Below are 22,102 nucleotides of genomic sequence, written 5' to 3'. Positions count from 1 at the left end.
ATAGATATGAAAACCCGTCTTCTTTTAGTATTTACCTTACTTATTTTTGTAACAACTGCAATTGCCCAAAAAGAAGCGGCTATATGGTATTTTGGTAATAATGCCGGTCTCACTTTCAATTCAGGAAGTCCGGTTGCTTTAACTAATGGTAGATTGGTTACCAAAGAAGGATGTACCACTATTTCTGATAAAAACGGTAATTTACTTTTTTATACGGATGGTTCTTTAGTTTACAATAAAAACCATCAAATTATGCCTAATGGCTCTGGTTTACTAGGGCATAATTCAAGTACACAATCGGCGATAATCGTTCCAAAACCAAACAATCCTCATATATATTATATTTTTACCGTTGACCAACCGCTTCCCGCAAATGCGGATGACAATCCATTAAACGACATGGATCCACCAAATAATGGATTGAATTATTCCCAAGTTGACATCCGGCTAAACAATGGTCTTGGAGACATCGTGACTATTGAAAAGAACGTTCCTCTTCTGACTTACAATCCAAACGATAACGAAGAAGTCAAATACAAATGTTCCGAAAAAATTACGGCCGTTCAACACGGAGACGGCGTTTCTTTTTGGGTAATTACACATTTTATAAATAATTTTTATGCGTTTAAAATAAGTACTCAAGGAGTCATAAAGAATCCTATCAAGACACCGACAACTCTCACTATCCCAATAGGCGGTTATCTTGCCAATGCCATTGGATACTTAAAAGCGTCTCCAAACGGAAAAAAAGTAGTTATAGCAAATAATGCCTCAAGACGAACAAATGAAAATGGACCAAAAGGCAATCCTATTAGAGATACCGGCAATGTTTTACTTTACGATTTCGATTCAAGTACAGGAAAAACGAGCAATGAAATCAAGTTGTTGAGTAATTCAAATCCTTATGGTGTAGAATTTTCGTCCAAAACAAAAAAATTATATGTAACGGCAAATAAATTTAATGCAGGTGGCGAGACTATTTTAGAAAGTTCATTAATCCAATATGACCTAAAAAGTGCCAATATCCTATCCTCAAAGATAATTGTAAATACCTCATCTCTTATATCAGGAGCACTACAATTGGCCATTGATGAAAAAATATACCGCGCAGGATATCTTACAAGTGATTTCAAACGCAATAAAATATCCGTAATCAACAATCCAGAATTAGACGGAACTAGTTGCAATTATATGCCAAACGCCATTGATTTAAAAACAGGTAGCATAGAACAGGGATTGCCTCCATTCATAACCTCTTTATTCTTTTATACTTTTAGTTACGAGTTTAATTGTTTTGGTCAAGCCACCCATTTTTTTATTAATTCCGTAGAAACAATTGACTCCGTAGTTTGGGATTTTGGCGATGGAACGACATCGACTGACAGAGAACCCTATCATACTTATTTGGCATCGGGAGATTATAAAGTGACATTGATAAAAACGGTGAATGGTGAAAATAGGGAACCTTTAGAAAAAACCATTACAATATATGAAACCCCAAACAGATTGTCAACTCCTTATAAATTAATACAGTGCGACACGCAAGATGCTTTCCCTACTGACGGCTTGTCGACATTTAATTTATCTCTAGCCAATGAACCCTTATGTTTAGGGGAAAAAGATTACGACGTATATTATTATCATAGTATAAGTGATGCAGATAATGACATTACAAATTCCTTATCAATACCCCTAAATTACCGAAACATTATTCCTGACGACATTTTATTTGCAAAAGTTACTCAATCCAACTCCTCTTGCTACAGTATTGGATCAGTTATTTTACATGCTAATAAAAGTGTTTTATTATTACCTGGAGCAATGCATGAATGCGATCTTGGTGACGGAAAAGCTTTATTTGATTTAAAACAGAAAAAAACTTTAATAAAAACTGAATTAAAATTGCCTTCAGACGTGCGGTTGTTTTTTTATGCTACTGAAGATGATGCATCATTAGGAAGGAATGAACTCGAAGAACAATATGCTTCAATTTCAAAAACAATATTCATTCGAGCTGAAAATGATGAAGGCTGCTATGGAACGGGACATTTTGAAATTATTGTAGAACCAACACCAAAAGTTGTTATTTTAGAAAATAGAATTTTATGTGAGGGTGCAACCAATGCTTTTATAGTATTAGATTCTGGAATAACAGCTCCCGCATCCACAAGTGATTTCACCTATTCTTGGTCTACAGGTGAAACAAGTCCAACAATATTAGTAAATAAAGAAGGTGACTATAATGTTGTTATAAAAAATAAATTTGGTTGTTCTACAACTAGAAAATGCATTGTGACATTATCTTATTTAGCCAAAATAAATAATATAGTAATTCAGCATTTACAACCGCTAAACCAAGTGATAATTGAAGTAGTTAATCCAACCGATTATAGGTATATGATATATTTTGAAAATGGAACAGAAACTCCTTTTCAAAATTCACCTATTTTTGAAAACATACTAGGCGGTTTTCATGAATTAATTGTCGAAAACAAAAATGGATGTGGCCAAAAAATAAAAGGTTTTGCCGTATTAGATGCCCCTAAATTTTTTACTCCAAACGGCGACGGATACAATGATTACTGGAATTTAAAAGGAATAAATTCCATTTTATATAGGAATGCTGCTATAAACATTTTTAACCGATATGGAAAATTACTCAGACAATTGTCACCATCAAGTCAAGGTTGGGATGGAATTTATAATAGATCAGCAATGCCTTCTGATGATTATTGGTTCACCATAAAATTAGAAGACGGAAGAGAAGCCAAGGGCCATTTTAGTTTGAAACGATAACCCTATTTTACAATGCTATTCGCATTCATTCTATAAACCTTAAACAAATACTGAAGTATGCGCAAAAATTTTATATTTAGTCTTATCATAATCAGTACAATTTTTATAATTTATGGGCTCATCAGTTGGGTCGGGATGCAAGGTTTTTTATTTGCTTTTGAAATAAATTTGATATTAATGACGTGCGTCTTCCTATTTACTCAAACACTAAAACCTGAATTTAATTCTACGTATTACAACGCAAAAAAATGGGAAAAGAAAGGAAAAATCTATGAATACTTAGGTGTAAATATTTTCAGAAAGTTACTCGTCTTGATTGGTTGGGAAAAACTCAATAAAAAAACAAATCCTGTCACAAAGAGTCTGGACGCTTTAATTCATTTGGAATATGGCACTAAACAATCTGAATTTGGTCATCTCCTTATATTTTTAATAGTGCTAATTTTCAACATTGTAGTAGCGGTTAAATTTGGGATAACAGAGTCATTATGGCTTTTGATTTTAAATGTTGTATTGAATGTTTATCCAATTATTTTACAACGCTACAATAGACCACGATTAAAAAAAACTATCAATATCAGTTGAATCAACAAATCAAAAAAAACACATTAAAATAACTCAAGATTTAATTAAATAATAACCAAGTTCTAATCAAATTATCTTTTTCCCACAAAAAAAGCCATTCTTTCGAATGGCTTTTCTTTTATAAAAATAAAATTAGATTTTAAATCTTTTTCTATCAGTTTCTGTCAAATATATTTTTCTTAAACGAATAGATTTTGGTGTAACCTCTACATATTCATCTTTTTGAATGTACTCTAAAGCTTCCTCTAATGAGAAAATAATCGGAGGGATAATTCTTGCTTTCTCATCATTTCCAGAAGAACGAACGTTAGATTGTTTTTTCTCTTTAGTTACGTTTACACACATATCATCTGCACGAGAGTTTTCTCCAATTACCTGACCTTCGTAAATTTCGGCACTTGGTTCAACAAAAAACTTACCTCGATCTTGCAATTTATCGATAGAATAAGGAATCGCTTTTCCTTTTTCCATAGAAATCAATGAACCTTTGTTACGTCCCGCAATTTCTCCTTTGTAAGGCTCATATCCTATGAAACGGTGTGCCATAATAGCTTCACCAGCAGTAGCTGTAAGTAATTGATTACGCAATCCAATAATTCCACGAGATGGAATATTAAATTTTACAATCATACGGTCCCCTTTAGTTTCCATAGAAAGCATTTCTCCTTTACGTAAAGTAACAAACTCTACCGCTCTACCTGAAAGATTTTCTGGTAAATCGATTGTCAATTCCTCAATTGGCTCACATTTTTTACCATCAATTTCTTTGATGATAACTTGTGGTTGACCAATTTGTAACTCATACCCTTCTCTTCTCATTGTTTCAATAAGAACAGATAAGTGAAGTACTCCACGACCAAAAACCATGAATTTATCAGCTGAATCAGTTTCACCCAATTTCATTGCTAAGTTTTTCTCTAATTCTTTTGTCAAACGGTCTCTAATATGACGAGAAGTTACAAATTTACCCTCTTTACCAAAGAAAGGAGAGTCGTTAATTGTAAACAACATGCTCATTGTAGGCTCGTCGATGTCAATTGTTTTCAACGCTTCTGGGTTTTCAAAATCAGCGATAGTATCTCCAATTTCAAATCCTTCAACACCAATAATCGCACAAATATCTCCTGCAATCACTTCTTGAACTTTTTTACGACCAAGTCCTTCAAAAGTGTGTAATTCCTTAATACGTGATTTAAAAATAGTACCGTCTCTTTTTACTAATGAGATTGGCATACCTTCTTTCAATACACCTCTTTCAAGACGACCAATAGCGATACGACCTGTAAAAGCTGAAAAGTCTAATGAGGTGATCAACATTTGAGGAGTTCCTTCAGAAACTTTTGGAGCTGGTACATTAGCAATAACCATATCTAATAATGCTTCAACATTATCAGTTACGTTTTCCCAATGGTCCGACATCCAGTTATTTTTTGCTGAACCGTAAACTGTTGGAAAATCCAACTGCCACTCTTCTGCTCCTAATTCGAACATTAAGTCAAAAACTTTCTCATGAACTTCTTCAGGAGTACAGTTTTCTTTATCAACTTTATTAATAACAACGCATGGTTTTAAACCAAGGTCAAGTGCTTTTTGTAATACAAAACGAGTTTGAGGCATTGGACCTTCAAATGCATCCACAAGTAAACAAACTCCATCAGCCATGTTCAATACACGTTCTACCTCACCACCAAAATCGGCGTGACCAGGAGTATCGATAATGTTGATTTTTGTTCCTTTGTATACTACAGAAACATTTTTTGAAGTAATAGTAATACCTCTTTCACGCTCTAAGTCGTTGTTATCAAGGATTAAGTCACCCGTGTTTTCGTTGTCACGAAATAACTGACAGTGATACATAATTTTATCAACCAAAGTTGTTTTACCGTGATCGACGTGGGCAATAATTGCAATGTTTCTAATAGATTCCATCTGTGATTTTTAATGGGTGCAAAGGTACACTTTATTTTGATATAAAAAATATTTATGCAATAGTTTACATATTGTTAACGTATTACATTAAAAACAAAGGGGCAAAAAGAGACAAAATAAGTTCAACTGTTGTTTAGTATTTTAACATTATTTCTATATATTTGAGTAATGAAAAACAAAACCAATCAAATAACCATAACCTATATACTCATCTCCTTATTTGTGGCCATCGTTTGCCATAAATTATTTCAGAAATTTACCTACAACACTAGCTATCAAAACTATAATTTCTTAAAAGATTTAATATTTATAACTTTTACAGGAATCGCTTACAAATTAATTTTATCGAAAAACGACAATCGGAACTCCGAAATTTTCGAAAAACTTAAGAATACAAATGACGAAATTAAAGAGTCAAATGAAAAATATGACATTGTAGCAAAGGCAACAAGCGACACTATATGGGACTGGAAAATACAGGAAGACCGCTTGACCTGGAACAAAGGAATAGAACTGATTTTTGGGTACTCCCAAGATGAAGTTGGGAGCAGCTCTAAATGGTGGTTTGAAAAAATACATCCTGAGGACAGCATTAAAATGTCTATTAAATTATATTCATTTATAGAGCAAAAAACGGAAAATTGGCAAGATCAATATCGTTTTAAATGCGCTGACGGAACTTATAAATACGTTTTAGACAGAGGTTTCCTTTTAAAAGACGAAGAAGGGAAAGCAATAAGAATGATTGGCGCAATCCAAGATATCACAAAACAAAAAGAAGAAGAGCAACGCCTTAAACTACTGGAAACTGTCATTACACAGTCCAAAGATTCTATAATTATTACAGAACCAGATTTTAAAAACTCTGAAATTCCCAAAATAATATATGTTAATCCGGCCTTTTCCATCATGTCTGGATATCATACTGATGAAATTATCGGAAAAACACCAAATATTTTCAAAGGACCGAATTCTGACCAGCAAGAATATAAAAAATTAATTACCGCCTTAAAAAAGAGAGAAGAATGCCTAATTGAAACCATCAGTTATAAGAAGAATAAAGAAGAATATTGGGTGCGCTTCTCTATGATTCCAATTTACAATACCGAAAATGAACTTTCACACTGGATATCAATACAACGAGATGTTTCGGAGGAGAAGAAACAGGAAAAAGAAAAAGAACAACTTATCAGGGAATTAACGCAAAATAACAAAGACTTAAAACAGTTTTCTTACATTACTTCACACAACCTCAGAGCCCCATTATCTAACCTTACCGGACTTTTAGACTTAATCGAAGACATCCCAATTGAAAATCAAGAATTAAAAGAGATTTTAAACGGCTTTAGTAAATCAACTCATTTATTAAATGACACCATCAACGATCTAGTTAAAGTAATTATCATAAAAGACAATCCTTCTATTCAAAAAGAAGCTGTACCACTGAAAGAAATCTTTGAAAACGTTTTTAACCAATTAAGCTTTCAAATTGAATTGTACAAACCCATAATCAAACTTCATTTTGAAAAAGTTTCTATTTTAAATACAAATAAAGCTTATCTTGAGAGCATACTAATCAATCTATTAACAAATGCACTAAAATACAAATCCGAAAACAGAAAGCTTAAAATAACCATTACTGCTAATGAAACTGACAATGCCGTTTATTTAATATGCAAAGACAACGGAATAGGGATAGATTTAGAAAGACATCGAGATAAAGTTTTCGGGCTTTACCAAAGATTCCATAATTACCCTGACAGCAAAGGATTGGGATTATATTTAGTCAAATCACAAGTTGAATCCATGGGTGGCACTATTAGCATTGAGAGCGAAGTAAACAAAGGAACCACATTTACATTAACATTTAAAAACAAACAATAATGTTAGACCAAATCTTATGCGTTGATGACGACCCCATAACGCTTATGTTATGCAAAAAAGTAATCATTAAAGCTTCCTTCTCAAATGAAATCATCACTTCACAAAATGGAGAGGAAGCCCTTCATTACTTTAATACTTTAAAATACACCAATACTGACGACCATCAATTAAAAAAACATCCACAATTAATTTTTTTAGATTTAAACATGCCAGTTATGGGAGGCTGGGAATTCCTGGATCATTTTAGTAACGAAGCTTTTTCTGAATTCAAGAATATCAAGGTTATTATCCTCTCCTCAACAATAGACCCTGAGGACTTAGAGAAGTCAAAAACCTATCCTATGGTTATTGATTTCCTATCGAAACCTATCACCATAACCATGCTTGAATACTTAAAAAGTAAAATCTAAAGCTTATGACTATTATTTTTTTCCCGAAACACCTGCCGTAAGTGATTACTTAAAGAATAAATCTAATAAAAATACCATATAAAAAAAGCTCCCAATACAATTGGAAGCTTTCTTTATATGTAGATAAATTATATTAATTACAATTTAGCAACGTGTTTCGTTAATTTAGATTTTAAATTAGAAGCTTTGTTATCATGAATGATATTTTTCTTAGCTAATTTATCAATCATAGATATTACATTTGACAATTTAGAAGTAGCATCTACTTTATCAGTAGCTATTCTTAATGCTTTAATTGCATTACGAGTAGTTTTGTGTTGGTATCTGTTTAATACTCTTCTCTTTTCGTTACTTCTAATTCTTTTCAGCGCTGATTTATGATTTGCCATTTTACTTTATTTTTTTTTAATTGTAATAATTGTTATAAACTATTAGTTAAAAAAGAAAAACCTCCCACAATTGTTAATCAATCACTTTGGTTTTAACTAATAAAACAACGATTGGAGACACCAACCTCTGTTTTACAAAACTTATTTACAACTAATTGTAGTCCGTAAGGGAATCGAACCCCTGTTACCAAGACGAAATCTTGGCGTCCTAACCCCTAGACGAACGGACCTTATCCTCCTAAGTTTTTATCAATCTGCTACAATTGAATTTGTAGCCCGTAGCGGAATCGAACCGCTCTTACATGGATGAAAACCATGCGTCCTAACCGATAGACGAACGGGCCATTTTCCCTTTAAATCTGGAATAACTTTAATCTGCAAAAAAATAGTAGCCCGTAGCGGAATCGAACCGCTCTTACATGGATGAAAACCATGCGTCCTAACCGATAGACGAACGGGCCCTGCTTCTCTAATGCGGATGCAAAAATACAACTATTTTTGAAACGTACAATAGTAGATGCAAAAAAATTTATTTATTTTTAATATGCCTTCGCAAACAAGACTCTCCCTACAGACTCACCCCCAGTAAAAACGCAGCTTCCCGCCTCTTCCACTCTATCCAAAGGGATACATCTGATGGTGGCTTTAGTCAAGTCTTTAATCTTCTCTTCAGTGGCTGCAGTTCCATCCCAATGAGCTGATACAAAGCCTCCTTTAGTGTCTAAAACTTGTTTAAATTCATCAAAACTATTTACTTCCGTAATGTGATTATTTCTATAATTTAATGCTTTATCGAATAAATCTTTTTGAATTTGCACCAATAAATCAGTGATATAAATTTCAATTCCGGTTTTAGAAACTACTTCTTTACTTAAAGTATCTCTTCTTGCTACCTCGAAAGTTCCATTTTCTAAATCCTTAGGACCTACGGCAATTCTAACAGGAACCCCTTTTAATTCCCATTCGGCAAATTTAAAGCCAGGCTTTTGAGTGGTTCTGTCATCAAATTTCACAGATACATTTAATTTGCGTAAAGCCGCAGTCAAAACATTTACTTCAGCTCTTATTGCAGCTAATTGATCATCTGTTTTATAAATAGGAACAATCACCACTTGAATCGGAGCTAAACTAGGAGGCAAAACTAATCCTTGATCATCTGAATGCGTCATTACCAGAGCTCCCATCAAACGAGTCGAAACACCCCAAGAAGTTCCCCAAACATGCTCTTGCTTTCCTTCGGCATTAGCAAATTTCACATCAAAGGCTTTTGCAAAGTTCTGGCCTAAAAAATGAGATGTTCCCGCTTGTAATGCTTTTCCGTCTTGCATTAAGGCTTCGATGCAATAAGTCTCTTCAGCTCCTGCAAAACGTTCTGTTTCCGTTTTGACACCTTTTACAACCGGAATTGCCATAAAATTTTCAGCAAATTCAGCATACACATGCATCATTTTTTCTGATTCCTCAACAGCTTCTGCTTTTGTAGCATGAGCAGTATGGCCTTCTTGCCATAAAAATTCTGCGGTACGTAAAAACAATCTGGTTCTCATTTCCCATCGCACAACATTAGCCCATTGATTGATCAATAAAGGCAAATCTCTATAGGATTGCACCCATCCTTTGTAAGTTGACCAAATAATTGCTTCACTTGTTGGACGAACAATCAATTCCTCCTCTAGTTTTGCATTTGGGTCCACCATAAGTTTTCCAGGTCTATCCGGGTCGTTTTTCAACCTGTAATGCGTTACAATAGCACATTCTTTTGCAAATCCTTCTGCATTTTTCTCTTCGGCTTCGAACATGCTTTTTGGAACAAATAAGGGAAAATAGGCATTTTGATGCCCAGTTTCTTTAAACATTCGATCCAACTCCGCTTGCATTTTTTCCCATATCGCATATCCGTAAGGTTTGATAACCATACAACCTCTAACTCCTGAATTTTCGGCTAAATCGGCCTTGACAACCAATTCGTTATACCATTTTGAATAATCTTCCGCTCTTGTAGTTAAGTTCTTACCCATATTGAATAGTTTGGCATAAATTTTGCGTTAATACTTTTAAATAAATAGTTCCGCAAAACTAACTATTTTTGTATTGTCCAACAATAAAAAACTCCATAGATATGAAAACTAGTACTCTTCCTTTCCGAAATACGTCAATTTACTACATTGTTGGATTTTTGAGCGTCCTATTGACATCTTGTGGCTCTTTCCATAACAGCTCTTACTATGATTCTGATGGGATTTATGGTAATACCACCAATAGAACAGTTGTTACTCAGACTCAAAATGCAGCAAACAATCAATACAAGGACTACTTTGGGTCACTACTAAACAACAATCAACCTGTTGAAATCTTTACAGATGTTGATAATTACAATGATTATAATGTAGAGAATGATACGTTGCAAGAAAACGATTATAACTATCCCGGTTGGGGGAGCAATCCTCAAAGTATAAGTATTAATGTATACGATACTGGTTGGGGAATGAATAATTGGTACGGAAACAATTGGGGATGGAATGGTGGTTTTGGATGGGGAATGAACAACTGGTATGGAAATAATTGGGGATGGAACGGTGGTTTTGGCTGGGGAAGCAACATTGGTTTCGGTTGGAATAACTGGGGTTGGAATAATTTCTACGGTAACGATTGGGGTTGGAACAATTGGTATGGAAACAATTGGGGGTATTCAAACTATAATAACAGAGTCTACTCTCACAATATAGGCCGTAGAGGATCTTCGTATGCAAATTCTGGAAATAGCAATCGAAATTCTGGAAATTATACAAGAACACAAAGCAATACTATTAATAGTAGAGCTGTAAACTCTGATTACAGAGTAAATAACAATACCGATTTTAGAAGAAATCCTTCTAGTCGACTGAATCGAACAAGTCCTACTTTTTCAAGGAACCAAGGACAATCACAAAACAGATCTTACAGCACTCCAAACAGAAGAGACAACATTAATAGCACTCGTAACCAAAGCAACACGCCCACAAGATCGTACACACCAGCTTCTAGAAACGACAACAATTCTAGATCATACAGTCCAAGCTCTAACAGCAGCTCTAGATCTAGTAATTCTGGCGGTGGCGGAAGATCATCTGGTGGAAGAGGCGGTAGAGGATAATTTAATTTCTTTACCTCGTTAGTATCAATTAAAATTTTTGAAACACATGAAAAAATATATACTCTTATTCGCATTTGGCTTAACTGCAAGCGTTGCACAATCACAAGAAATCTCTGACGCGATGCGTTATTCGCAGGATAATTTGAACGGAACTGCTCGTTTTAGAGCAATGAGTGGGGCTTTTGGGGCGCTTGGAGGTGATTTATCTTCTATAAATGTAAATGCTGCAGGTTCGGCTATTTTATCAAATAACCAAATAACTGTAACCCTAAGTAATTTTGACACCAAAAATAAGTCCAATTATTTTGGCACCGCAACAACCGAGAAACAGAACACATTTGATTTGAATCAGGCTGGAGCTGTTTTTGTTTTCAATAACAAAAATTCAAACAGTGATTGGAAAAAGTTTTCATTGGCAATAAATTATGAAAATACCAATAATTTTGATAATGCCTTGTTTTCGGCAGGAACCAATCCAAACAATTCTATAGATCAATATTTTTTGAGTTATGCCAATAACGGCAATAATGGAGCGCCTGTTCCGCAGCAGTTTGTGAATAGAGAACCAGGAGAATCCATAGCTGATTTGTACTCTTTTTTAGGAAGTAATTTACCTAACAGCCAATTTCCTCGATTAAACGGTTTTGATGCCCAACAAGCAATGATAGCATTTTATAATCAAGGTTTTATAATCGATGCTGCTGATATAAATGACCCAAACAGTCCATACATAACAAATGTTCCGTCCGGAGGAAATTATTATCAGGAAAATTCGGTTTACAGCACAGGCTACAATGGAAAGTTATCTTTTAACGCAGCCACTTCTTACAAAGATAAATTGTACATCGGATTAAATTTAAATTCGCATTTTACAGATTATCAAAGATCGTCTCGTTTTTACGAAGATAATAATGCACCATTAACTAATGAATACAACGTTTCAAGAATTCAATTCAATAATGACTTAAATACTTACGGTACTGGATTCTCATTTCAAGTGGGAGCCATTGCAAAATTGACAAATGAAGTTCGTTTGGGGTTGGCTTATGAATCTTCAACTTGGTACAAACTGAATGATGAATTATCACAAAGCCTTGTTGCTGTGAGTGCTAATACAGGTGGAGAATTACCATCTGATGTTGTAGACCCTCAGGTAGTCAATATTTACGAAGCTTATAAATTACAAACACCTAGCAAATTGACCGGAAGTTTTGCCTATGTTTTTGGAAAATCGGGTTTAATAAGTATCGATTATGCCATGAAAAATTACAGTAATACTATATTCAAACCAGAAAATGATCCTTATTTCAATACCCTAAACGACGATATGAATTCGATATTGGATACTACCGGAGAATTAAGAATAGGTGCTGAATATAAAATTGAGTCTTTGAGCTTAAGAGCAGGATATCGTTACGAACAAAGTCCTTATAAAAACAAAGTGACTATTGGTGATTTGACTGGCTATTCAGCAGGTTTAGGATACAGTTTTGGTTCAACCAAAGTAGACTTAGCTTATTCGTATGCCAAAAGAAATTCCCAACAAGGATTTTTTGGTCAAGGATTTACTGATGGCGCAAGAATAGATGCAATAAACAACAATGTTTCGCTAACATTAGCGTTTGAATTGTAATTAAAAATGAAAGGACCATTGTAAAATGTTCATTTACTTGTAAAAAGATGAAGATAAATTAACGATTTTTTTTTCTATAATTATTAGGTGTGTCTTCATTTAATTTTTTAAACGCACTATAAAAGCTACTATAATTTTGAAATCCTAATTCAAAAGCAATTTCGTTTATAGGTATTTCTGTTTCTTTTAATAAAGCTTTAGATTTTTCTATTTTTCTAATCAAAATATACTGATATGGAGAAGTTTTTAAAAACTGTTTAAAAACGCGTGTTAAATGTCGTTTTGTCCAATTGGTAACTTGTAACAATTGGTCTACTTCCAGTTTTTTATCAATATTTGCATTAATAAATTCTACTAGGTTTTTTACTTTCTTAGGGATTACTTCTTTGGTTGGATTTTCCGTTCGAAGTGTATCTATGTTTTTATGTTTAAAATTATTCAATACTACAGATATTGTCGTGATTAAATTTTCTACTCTAAAAGGTTTTACAATTTAGCCATGCGGCCTAGTGTGGATAACTCTATCTAATACAACCTCATTTGAAAAAGATGTAATATAAATATACGTTATTGTATTTTTGGCCAGTAAATAAGTCCCTAAATCTACACCATCTTTATTTTGATTTAAATTAATATCAATAAGCACAAGTATTGGATTGTGCTCAATGATACTAGCAATAGCATTTTCGACAGTTTTTATATTAGTAATTACCTCATATCCTTCTTTTTCAAAAATAAGTTTAATATCTAAAGTAATTAGTGATTCGTCCTCTACAACTAGTATTTTTTTATTCATGTTTTGTAGTTTTATACCGTATTGCTGGTTTGAAACTCAATAATGTATTGCATCCCATTATTATTTTCAACTTTTAGTTTGCCATCTATTTGAAAAACAAGCTCCTCAACCAGTTGCAATCCCAGTGTTTTAATAAAACTGGTTTTTTGGGTTATTCCCACACCGTTATCACGGATTAAGAGTTCGTAATTGGCTCCTGTGGGAATAAGTTGTATTATAATACAGCCACTAGACTTGTTAACAAAAGCGTGTTTGTAGGCATTGTTTACTAACTCGTTTATGATAAGCCCTAAAGGAATAGCAGTTTGAATGTCAAAATACGCTTCTTCCATTTCAATTTGTAACTTTATGACGGTATTTTCAGTTTCGTAAGCGTTTAAAATAATTTGTGTTAAGTTATGAATGTATTCTTTAAAATTTACCGCATTCAAATTTTCAGATTGGTATAAGTTTTCATGTATGAGTGCCATGGAGAGAATTCTCGATTTACTCACAGCCAAAAACCCTTCTACATTTTGATTTTCTTTCTGGGCTTGTATATTAAGCAAACTCTTTACCAGTTGCAAGTTATTCTTAACACGGTGGTGAATTTCTTTAAGTAATGTTTCTTTTTCTATACGGGATTTTTTTACCAGTAACTTTTCACTTTCAATAATGAGGTTTTTTGTTTTTACTGTTTTATAGTTTTTTATGTAAAAAAGTAAAAACAAAAAAGCAAAAAACAAAGCAACTGAGACAAATAATAGATTTTCACTTTGGTTATTTTTTTCTTTTAAATCAGATTTTTTTTCTTGTTCTAAAGCCGCAATATTCTTATCTTTTATCGCAACATCAAAATCTGTTTGTAACTCAAAAACTTTTTTATTATTTAGTTTTGTTAAATTATTAATCTCAAGCACGGTCTTTTTTTTTATATTTATAAAAGCTATATTTTATACTTGAATCCAAAGAATAAATGAAAATGAGCCTTTTACTTTTGTGGAAAAAACAGAATTATCCCTTATTTTTGCACCAAACTTATTCCTTTTGAAAACTAAATTATTTCTCATCACGCCGCCTTTTACCCAACTGAATACACCATATCCGGCAACCGCTTATATCAAGGGGTTTCTGAATACTAAAGGCATTGAATCCGTTCAGGCAGATTTGGGGATTGAAGTGATTTTGAAATTATTTTCGAAAGTAGGATTAAAAGATTTGTTTACGGTTGCAAGTTTAAAGTTTAATATGGGAGAAATCTCAGATAATTGTAAGCGTATTTATGCTTTACAAGGCGAATATCTAAAAACTATTGATTCTGTAATTGCTTTTTTACAAGGAAAAAATCCAACCTTGGCGCTTCAAATTTGTCAAGAAGATTTCTTGCCGGAAGCGTCTCGATTTGCACAACTCGAAGAATTGGATTGGGCTTTTGGTACTATGGGAACACAGGACAAAGCCAAGCATTTAGCGACTTTGTATCTAGAAGATATTTCTGATTTTATTGTAGAATGTGTCGATGCTAATTTCGGTTTCAGCCGCTATGCGGAACGTTTGGGACGTTCAGCCAATTCTTTTGATGAATTGTACCAAGCTTTACAACAAGAACCAACGTATATTGATGGAATCTTGCTTTCAATTCTAAAAGAGCGAATAGAAAATACTGAGCCAACATTGTTTTTGATTTCGGTTCCGTTTCCAGGAAACTTATATTCGGCTTTTCGTTCCGCTCAATGGGTTAAAAAGCATTATCCGAATATTAAAATTTCAATGGGTGGCGGTTTTCCAAATACCGAATTGCGTTCGCTTTCGGATGTGCGCGTTTTTGAGTTCATTGATTATATCACGCTGGATGATGGTGAAATGCCAATTGAAGAACTTATAAATGCGGTCACTTCGAGCGCAGTCGAGAAGCAATACAAACGAACCTTTCTTCTGGAAGATGGAAAAGTCGTTTATAAAAATAATTCCCTAAAACACGATTACAAACAATCTCAAGTGGGGACTCCCGATTATTCGGACTTGCTTTTGGATAAATATATTTCGGTTATCGAAATTGTGAATCCGATGCACCGCATGTGGAGCGATGGACGCTGGAATAAACTTACCATGGCGCACGGTTGCTACTGGGGGAAATGTACGTTTTGTGATATTTCTTTGGATTATATAAAAATATACGAACCGGTCGCTGCCAATTTGTTGTGCGACCGAATAGAGGAAATGATTGCCCAAACAGGCGAGAACGGATTTCATTTTGTTGACGAAGCGGCTCCTCCGGCTTTGATGCGTGCTTTAGCTTTAGAAATTTTGCGGAGAAAATTAGCTGTGACGTGGTGGACCAACATTCGATTCGAAAAAAGCTTTACCAAAGATTTGTGTTTGCTTTTAAAATCTTCTGGTTGTATTGCTGTTTCCGGAGGATTGGAAGTTGCTTCGGACAGATTATTAAAGCTAATAGATAAAGGCGTTACGGTGGAACAAGTGGCGAAAGTTACTCGAAATTTTACCGAAGCAGGCGTTATGGTTCATGCGTATTTGATGTACGGTTATCCTACTCAAACTATTCAGGAAACCGTAGACAGTCTAGAAATGGTACGTCAGTTATTTGAAGTGGGCGTGCTGCAATCTGGATTTTGGCATCAGTTTGCCATGACAGCACACAGTCCAGTGGGATTATATCCAGAGAAATTTGGCGTAGTGAAAGAAACGGAAGTTATTGGAACTTTCGCCAATAACGATATTAATTATATCGATTCAACAGGAATTGACCACGATAAATTCAGTTTTGGACTCAATAAATCCTTGTTCAACTTCATGCACGGAATCTGTTTTGATTATGAACTGCAGGATTGGTTTGAGTTTAAAATCCCAAAGACCAAAATTTCCCCTGATTTTATTTTTGATGCTTTACAAGTAGAAAATGATTTAAATAGTAAACCGACGGCCAAAATCGTTTGGCTAGGAGGAAAGCCATTTGTAGAACATTTTAACAAATCCAAAAAAGGGAATTCTTGGGAAATGATGACTATGACTTTCCATGATAAGAAAGAAAGCTTCAAGATTCAAACCAATAAGCAAGAAGGAGAATGGCTCGTAGAAACCCTTTTGAAAATCACCGTTTCTAATGCTAAAATTTATACCTTTCAAGAAATAAAAACTGATTTCGAAATACAATTGGAAGACTTTGAATTATTTTGGTACTCAAAACCAATTAAAACCTTACGAGAATTCGGATTGTTAGTGTTGTAAATTTATTTTACTATAACTATATTAAATTAGCATAAAACTTTAATTTTTAGATTACGCAAACGTTTTCTTTACTTATTTTTACAACCAATAAAAAATGTACTTATGAGTATTGGTTATAAAGTAAATGTAAATGACACTTTTCATTTTGATGTTGAAAAGAATCATGTTTCACAGCTAGATGCGGTTAGTGTGGAAACAAATAAATTCCATGTATTGCATGAAAACACACCTTATAAAGCTGAAATCGTAACTTCTGATTTCAATCAAAAAAGCTATACCGTTAAGGTAAACAACAACACCTACACTGTAGCGATTTCGAATCCATTGGATATTCTGATCAAAGAAATGGGATTTGAAGTTGGTCTTACCAAACAAGTCAATTTTATCAAAGCGCCTATGCCAGGGTTAATTCTGGAAATTAGTGTTGTGGTGGGACAAGAGGTAAAAGAAAACGACAATTTAATAATTCTTGGCGCTATGAAAATGGAAAACAGTTTCCTTTCTCCCCGTGATGGTGTTATCAAGTCGATTTCGGTTGCTATGGGAGATGCAGTAGATAAAGGACAGTTGTTAATTGAATTCGAATAAGACTATGAAAAAAATATTAGTTGCCAATAGAGGGGAAATTGCCATCAGGGTGATGAAAACTGCGCAAAAAATGGGCATTAAAACGGTAGCAGTTTATTCAACTGCCGATAGAAATGCACCTCACGTAAAATTTGCAGATGAAGCCGTTTGGATTGGAGAAGCACCTTCGAGTCAGTCGTATTTGTTAGGAAGCAAAATTATAGAAGTTGCCAAAGCTTTAAACGTGGACGCCATTCACCCCGGTTATGGATTTTTAAGCGAAAATGCTGATTTTGCCGAAGAAGCCGAAAAAAACAACATCATATTTATTGGCCCAAAGTCTAGAGCCATAAAAATTATGGGCAGTAAACTAGCTGCCAAAGAGGCCGTTAAAGAATATAATATTCCAATGGTTCCCGGGTTAGACGAGGCAATTACCGATATCGAAAAAGCAAAACTGGCTGCAACAGCAATTGGTTTTCCTGTTTTGATTAAAGCTTCTGCTGGTGGAGGGGGAAAAGGAATGCGTGTGGTAGAAAGCGAGAACGATTTTGAATCTCAAATGAATCGCGCCATTAGCGAAGCTATAGCTGCTTTTGGTGATGGTTCCGTTTTTATAGAAAAATATGTGGCTTCGCCGAGACATATAGAAATTCAGGTTATGGCGGACAGTCATGGAAATATTTTGTATTTATTTGAAAGAGAATGCAGCATACAGCGTCGTCATCAAAAAGTGATTGAAGAAGCGCCTTCGTCGGTTTTAACGCCGGAATTGCGTAAAAAAATGGGTGAAGCAGCTGTTTTGGTTGCCAAATCATGTGATTATTTAGGAGCAGGAACGGTAGAATTTTTATTGGACGAAAATAATAATTTCTATTTCCTGGAGATGAATACGCGTTTGCAAGTAGAACATCCCGTTACGGAGTGGATTACCGGAACTGATTTAGTGGAACTGCAAATCAGAGTGGCGAGAGGTGAGGAATTAACGATCAAACAAGAAGATTTAAAAATAAAAGGGCACGCTCTAGAATTGCGTGTGTATGCCGAAGATCCAATGAATGACTTTTTGCCGAGCGTAGGTCATTTAGATGTATATCAATTGCCTGTGGGCGAAAATATTCGCATCGATAATGGTTTTGAGCAGGGCATGGATATTCCTATTTATTATGATCCCATGTTGGCTAAACTAATCACATTTGGAGAAACTCGTGAGGAAACAATTCAATTGATGCTAAAAGCGATTGATGGTTACCATGTGAAAGGTGTACAAACGACCTTACCTTTCGGGAAATTCGTTTTTGAACATGAAGCATTTCGTTCCGGAAATTTTGATACCCACTTTGTAAAGAAATATTATAATGCTGATGTATTGAAAAACCAAATGACTAAAGAAGCCGAAATTGCCGCTCTTGTGGCTATGAAACAATATTTTGAAGATCAAAAAATCGTACGCTTACCTAAGTAAAATATTTATCCACCGTTAAGAGATTGCGTTTCATTTGGAAAAACAGAACTTAATTTTCTTAATAGCTTTAAATAAAATTAGATAAAAAATTAGCGAATTAGCGGTTAAAAAAAGAATAGTATGAAAGACAAAATAGAAGTATTAAACAATAAAATTGCCGAAGCACATTTAGGTGGAGGCAAAAAACGTATAGAAAAACAGCATTCCAACAAAAAACTGACAGCCAGAGAGCGCGTTGAGTATTTGATGGATGAAGGTTCTTTTGAAGAAATCGGGATGTTGGTTACACACCGAACGTCTGATTTTGGAATGGATAAAGAACTGTATTATGGTGACGGAGTCATTACTGGATATGGAACGATAAAGGGAAGATTGGTTTATGTTTTTGCTCAGGATTTTACGGTTTTTGGAGGTTCATTATCCGAGACACATGCTGAAAAAATATGTACGATAATGGATATGGCAGTCAAAATGGGGGCGCCAATGATTGGACTGAATGATTCTGGTGGAGCACGTATTCAGGAAGGTGTTCGTTCTTTGGGCGGTTATGCCGATATTTTCTTTAAAAACGTGCAAGCTTCTGGAGTTATTCCGCAAATCTCAGCTATTATGGGACCCTGCGCCGGAGGAGCCGTTTATTCTCCTGCCATGACAGATTTTACGATGATGGTTGAAGATACCAGTTATATGTTTGTTACTGGGCCAAACGTAGTGAAAACCGTTACCAATGAAACCGTTACTTCGGAAGAATTGGGTGGGGCAAGCACACATTCTACTAAGTCGGGAGTGGCGCATTGTACTTCGACGAATGATGTGGAATGTCTGGAGGATTTAAAACGATTGTTGAGTTATTTGCCACAAAGCAATAAAGAAACGCCTCAGAATTTACCCTATGAATTGGGGGATGAGGTCCGCGAGCAATTATCGAATATTATTCCTGATAATCCAAATAAGCCGTATGATATGCACAGCGTTATTGGTGGAATTATTGATGAAGATTCGTTTTTTGAAATTCATAAAAACTATGCCGAAAATATCCTAGTGGGTTTTGCCAGATTGGGAGGCCGAAGCATAGGAATTGTAGCTAACCAACCGATGTTTTTAGCAGGTTGTTTAGACGTAAAAAGTTCCATAAAAGCAGCTCGTTTTACCCGTTTTTGCGATGCTTTTAATATACCGTTATTGGTTTTGGTAGATGTACCGGGGTTTTTACCGGGAACTGATCAAGAATGGAATGGAATTATAGTTCATGGTGCTAAATTATTGTATGCGCTGAGTGAAGCTACTGTTCCAAGAGTTACCGTCATTACTCGTAAAGCGTATGGTGGTGCGTATGATGTAATGAACTCAAAACACATTGGTGCAGATATGAATTTTGCTTGGCCTACTGCTGAAATTGCCGTTATGGGAGCCAAAGGTGCAAGTGAAATTATCTTTAAAAAAGAAATTAGCGAAGCAGATGACCATGAGGCAAAACTGTTGGAAAAAGAAGCGGAATATGCGGATTTGTTTGCTAATCCTTATACCGCAGCACAGCGTGGTTTTGTGGATGAGGTAATTTTACCGAAAGACACCAGACGCAAATTGATCAAAGCATTTAGTATGCTCGAAAATAAAGAGAGTGTAACACCTAAAAGAAAACACGGAAATATTCCATTGTAATATTTTATAGAAATAGAAAAACCACCTAATGAGGGTGGTTTTTTTGTTTAATTATTATTTAAAGAACACTAATGTAAACTGACTACTTTTGTAATTGTCCAGTTATTAGTGTCTTTTTTCCAGAAAATTATAAACTTACTGGCATGGGATGGTGTGTCAGCCTTTTCAGTATTGTTATGGAATTTATGGAGCCCCATTTCTATAGCTCCAAAATCTTTAATTGGATATACCTCAATACTTCCTTTTACGAATTCCCTAGTTACTTTACCGCAGATATTTTTTTTAGTACCATCTAATAGTTCTTGCTTAGAAGTCATTAGTCCTCCTTTATCATGGTAAAATTCGATATTATCCGAATAAATTGAAGCCTGTTTATCTAAATCACAAGTATTGTATGCTTGAAAAAAGGTGCTGTCCATGGCAACGATGGTGTTATATAATTCTAAATTGTCAGGAATATATTTGTACGCAGTTTCTTTAGGTTTATTTTTTTGAGCAGTACAAACTGAAGTTGTAATTGCGAATATTAAGATTAATAAATAGGAAGGGTCATTTTTTCTCATAAGTAATTTATTTTTAAATAAAAATCTAAAATACATAAATTAAGGCTTTTGAGATGTCTTTTTTACAAATTCATTTATAAATTTTGTTTCTTCATCCCAATGAGTATATTCGTAATCCTTTGAGGTATCCGTTGCACCCCCTTCTTTTTTAGAAATCATTTTCATGACTAAACGTTTAAAGTAATCATATTCGGTATATTTCAGTGCGCCTGCAATTTGGGAAGTCATCAACGGCTTGCAACCCGTTTGTTCCAGAAAATCAGTTGTTATTTTTTGAACTTCGCGATGTTCATCCTCAAGACCTGATGCTGCAGCAAGGGACACGGAGAAAAAGGCGCCTGGCATTTGATTTAACTCGGGAACATGTTTTCTAATATAATGTTTCACAGCAGATTGGTATTTGTGCATGTGTATGGAAGAACCAATTATAACAGCATCGTACTCTTCCGGTGCTGGTGGTTCGGCAGTGGTATCAGCAATTGTTACTTGGTGTCCCGCATTCTGTAAAATTGCTTCCATAAAGTAGGCAATTTTGCGGGTTTGCCCTTCTGTAGTTCCATAAAGAATAAGTAGTTTCATGATTTTTATTTTTAGATTAAAATAGAATTGATACCATTTAATCTTTCTTTTTACTGGAATAAAAACAGTATCTATTTGTCATTTCGACAAAGGAGAAATCACATCAAGTCATTCAAATTATGCGATTTCTCCTTTGTCGAAATGACAAAATCATAACAACTTAATCCAGTAAATTTTATGCTAAAATGGTATAATATTCAAAAAAAATAATCTATATAACGATCTGATTTGTAAGTATATATATTATTATTCTATTAAATTTATAAATTTAATAGACAAATGACTACTTTTTGTAAGAACATGAATAATTTCAAATTAAGACCTGGGTACTAAAACCACCTTCAAAAAATAAGAAACGATATAATGATTTCCTGTTCAATTTAGTTATAAACAACCACGAAACTTCGGGACGAACTAAACGATTTGATATTTATGATTAAAGGTAAAATAAGATCATTTAGTAGTTATAATAGTAGGCGTTTT

The 22,102-nt window shown here is 34.4% G+C and carries 18 protein-coding genes and 3 tRNA genes; 10 read left to right on the top strand and 11 right to left on the bottom strand.

What is annotated here, in order from left to right; translation table 11 throughout:
* The first annotated feature begins 6 nt into the window (after positions 1–6).
* Both ACFX5E_RS07555 and ACFX5E_RS07550 read left to right on the top strand, forming a co-directional pair.
* A complete protein-coding gene (locus tag ACFX5E_RS07555) occupies positions 7–2,796 on the top strand; it encodes a T9SS type B sorting domain-containing protein (RefSeq protein WP_379854581.1) in 2,790 nt (929 codons plus the stop codon).
* A 135-nt stretch (positions 2,797–2,931) separates the two neighbouring features.
* The gene (locus ACFX5E_RS07550; RefSeq protein ID WP_379854580.1) at positions 2,932–3,381 is read left to right on the top strand and encodes a glycosyl-4,4'-diaponeurosporenoate acyltransferase CrtO family protein; all 450 of its coding nucleotides are present in this window, start codon (positions 2,932–2,934) and stop codon (positions 3,379–3,381) included.
* A gap of 132 nt (positions 3,382–3,513) precedes the next feature.
* On the opposite strand, the gene typA is transcribed toward ACFX5E_RS07550, so the two are convergent.
* Positions 3,514–5,310, bottom strand: a complete 1,797-nt coding sequence (gene typA, locus ACFX5E_RS07545; RefSeq protein WP_379854579.1) for a translational GTPase TypA — start codon at positions 5,308–5,310, stop codon at positions 3,514–3,516.
* A gap of 168 nt (positions 5,311–5,478) precedes the next feature.
* On the opposite strand from typA, the gene ACFX5E_RS07540 reads away from it, so the two are divergent.
* Complete coding sequence (locus ACFX5E_RS07540; protein WP_379854578.1) at positions 5,479–7,194, top strand: PAS domain-containing sensor histidine kinase; 1,716 nt, start codon at positions 5,479–5,481, stop codon at positions 7,192–7,194.
* Entirely contained in the window at positions 7,194–7,604 is a 411-nt protein-coding gene (locus tag ACFX5E_RS07535) for a response regulator (protein ID WP_379854577.1), read from the top strand. Before ACFX5E_RS07540 ends, ACFX5E_RS07535 begins: the two co-directional genes overlap by 1 nt.
* A 137-nt stretch (positions 7,605–7,741) precedes the next feature.
* Here ACFX5E_RS07535 and rpsT read toward each other — a convergent pair whose 3' ends face one another.
* The 5 genes from rpsT to proS all read right to left on the bottom strand — a co-directional run bounded on the left by rpsT (position 7,742) and on the right by proS (position 10,011).
* Entirely contained in the window at positions 7,742–7,993 is a 252-nt protein-coding gene (gene rpsT / locus ACFX5E_RS07530) for a 30S ribosomal protein S20 (RefSeq protein ID WP_073207384.1), read from the bottom strand.
* Positions 7,994–8,151: 158 nt separating this feature from the next.
* Positions 8,152–8,223, bottom strand: a tRNA-Glu gene (locus tag ACFX5E_RS07525).
* A gap of 42 nt (positions 8,224–8,265) precedes the next feature.
* A tRNA-Glu gene (locus tag ACFX5E_RS07520) sits at positions 8,266–8,337 on the bottom strand.
* Positions 8,338–8,382: 45 nt separating this feature from the next.
* Positions 8,383–8,454: transfer RNA gene (locus tag ACFX5E_RS07515), tRNA-Glu, on the bottom strand.
* A gap of 78 nt (positions 8,455–8,532) precedes the next feature.
* On the bottom strand, positions 8,533–10,011 hold the full coding sequence (gene proS / locus ACFX5E_RS07510) for a proline--tRNA ligase (RefSeq protein ID WP_379854576.1): 1,479 nt from the start codon (positions 10,009–10,011) through the stop codon (positions 8,533–8,535).
* Positions 10,012–10,112: 101 nt separating this feature from the next.
* Between proS and ACFX5E_RS07505 the strand changes: the two genes are divergently transcribed.
* Positions 10,113–11,126 (top strand): hypothetical protein, encoded by a 1,014-nt coding sequence (locus ACFX5E_RS07505; RefSeq protein WP_379854575.1) that lies wholly within the window; start codon positions 10,113–10,115, stop codon positions 11,124–11,126.
* A gap of 46 nt (positions 11,127–11,172) precedes the next feature.
* A complete protein-coding gene (locus tag ACFX5E_RS07500; RefSeq protein WP_379854574.1) occupies positions 11,173–12,759 on the top strand; it encodes an OmpP1/FadL family transporter in 1,587 nt (528 codons plus the stop codon).
* A gap of 58 nt (positions 12,760–12,817) precedes the next feature.
* On the opposite strand, the gene ACFX5E_RS07495 is transcribed toward ACFX5E_RS07500, so the two are convergent.
* The 3 genes from ACFX5E_RS07495 to ACFX5E_RS07485 are packed head-to-tail and all read right to left on the bottom strand — an operon-like array spanning position 12,818 to position 14,454.
* Positions 12,818–13,201, bottom strand: coding sequence for a helix-turn-helix domain-containing protein (locus ACFX5E_RS07495; RefSeq protein ID WP_379854573.1), 384 nt, complete (start codon positions 13,199–13,201; stop codon positions 12,818–12,820).
* 51 nt (positions 13,202–13,252) lie between these two features.
* Complete coding sequence (locus tag ACFX5E_RS07490) at positions 13,253–13,555, bottom strand: response regulator (RefSeq protein ID WP_379854572.1); 303 nt, start codon at positions 13,553–13,555, stop codon at positions 13,253–13,255.
* Between the two features lie 11 nt (positions 13,556–13,566).
* Positions 13,567–14,454: a sensor histidine kinase gene (locus ACFX5E_RS07485; protein WP_379854571.1), complete on the bottom strand. Its 888-nt coding sequence runs from the start codon at positions 14,452–14,454 to the stop codon at positions 13,567–13,569.
* Between the two features lie 127 nt (positions 14,455–14,581).
* Here ACFX5E_RS07485 and ACFX5E_RS07480 point away from each other — a divergent pair, with 127 nt between their 5' ends.
* From ACFX5E_RS07480 to ACFX5E_RS07465, 4 genes are all read left to right on the top strand, one after another.
* On the top strand, positions 14,582–16,783 hold the full coding sequence (locus tag ACFX5E_RS07480) for a B12-binding domain-containing radical SAM protein (protein ID WP_379854570.1): 2,202 nt from the start codon (positions 14,582–14,584) through the stop codon (positions 16,781–16,783).
* Positions 16,784–16,885: 102 nt separating this feature from the next.
* On the top strand, positions 16,886–17,371 hold the full coding sequence (locus tag ACFX5E_RS07475) for an acyl-CoA carboxylase biotin carboxyl carrier protein subunit (RefSeq protein ID WP_379854569.1): 486 nt from the start codon (positions 16,886–16,888) through the stop codon (positions 17,369–17,371).
* 4 nt (positions 17,372–17,375) lie between these two features.
* Entirely contained in the window at positions 17,376–18,815 is a 1,440-nt protein-coding gene (gene accC, locus ACFX5E_RS07470; RefSeq protein ID WP_379854568.1) for an acetyl-CoA carboxylase biotin carboxylase subunit, read from the top strand.
* 120 nt (positions 18,816–18,935) lie between these two features.
* Positions 18,936–20,477, top strand: a complete 1,542-nt coding sequence (locus ACFX5E_RS07465; protein WP_379854567.1) for an acyl-CoA carboxylase subunit beta — start codon at positions 18,936–18,938, stop codon at positions 20,475–20,477.
* 68 nt (positions 20,478–20,545) lie between these two features.
* Here the strand turns inward: ACFX5E_RS07465 and ACFX5E_RS07460 are convergent, their stop codons facing one another.
* Both ACFX5E_RS07460 and ACFX5E_RS07455 read right to left on the bottom strand, forming a co-directional pair.
* On the bottom strand, positions 20,546–21,040 hold the full coding sequence (locus ACFX5E_RS07460; RefSeq protein ID WP_379854566.1) for a nuclear transport factor 2 family protein: 495 nt from the start codon (positions 21,038–21,040) through the stop codon (positions 20,546–20,548).
* 39 nt (positions 21,041–21,079) lie between these two features.
* On the bottom strand, positions 21,080–21,619 hold the full coding sequence (locus ACFX5E_RS07455; RefSeq protein ID WP_379854565.1) for a flavodoxin domain-containing protein: 540 nt from the start codon (positions 21,617–21,619) through the stop codon (positions 21,080–21,082).
* Between the last annotated feature and the right edge of the window lie 483 nt (positions 21,620–22,102).

This window comes from Flavobacterium xylosi, from assembly GCF_042787345.1.
Classification (GTDB): domain Bacteria; phylum Bacteroidota; class Bacteroidia; order Flavobacteriales; family Flavobacteriaceae; genus Flavobacterium; species Flavobacterium xylosi.
The sequence above is the reverse complement of the archived record's forward strand: the minus strand, read 5'-3'. Positions and strand labels throughout refer to the sequence as shown.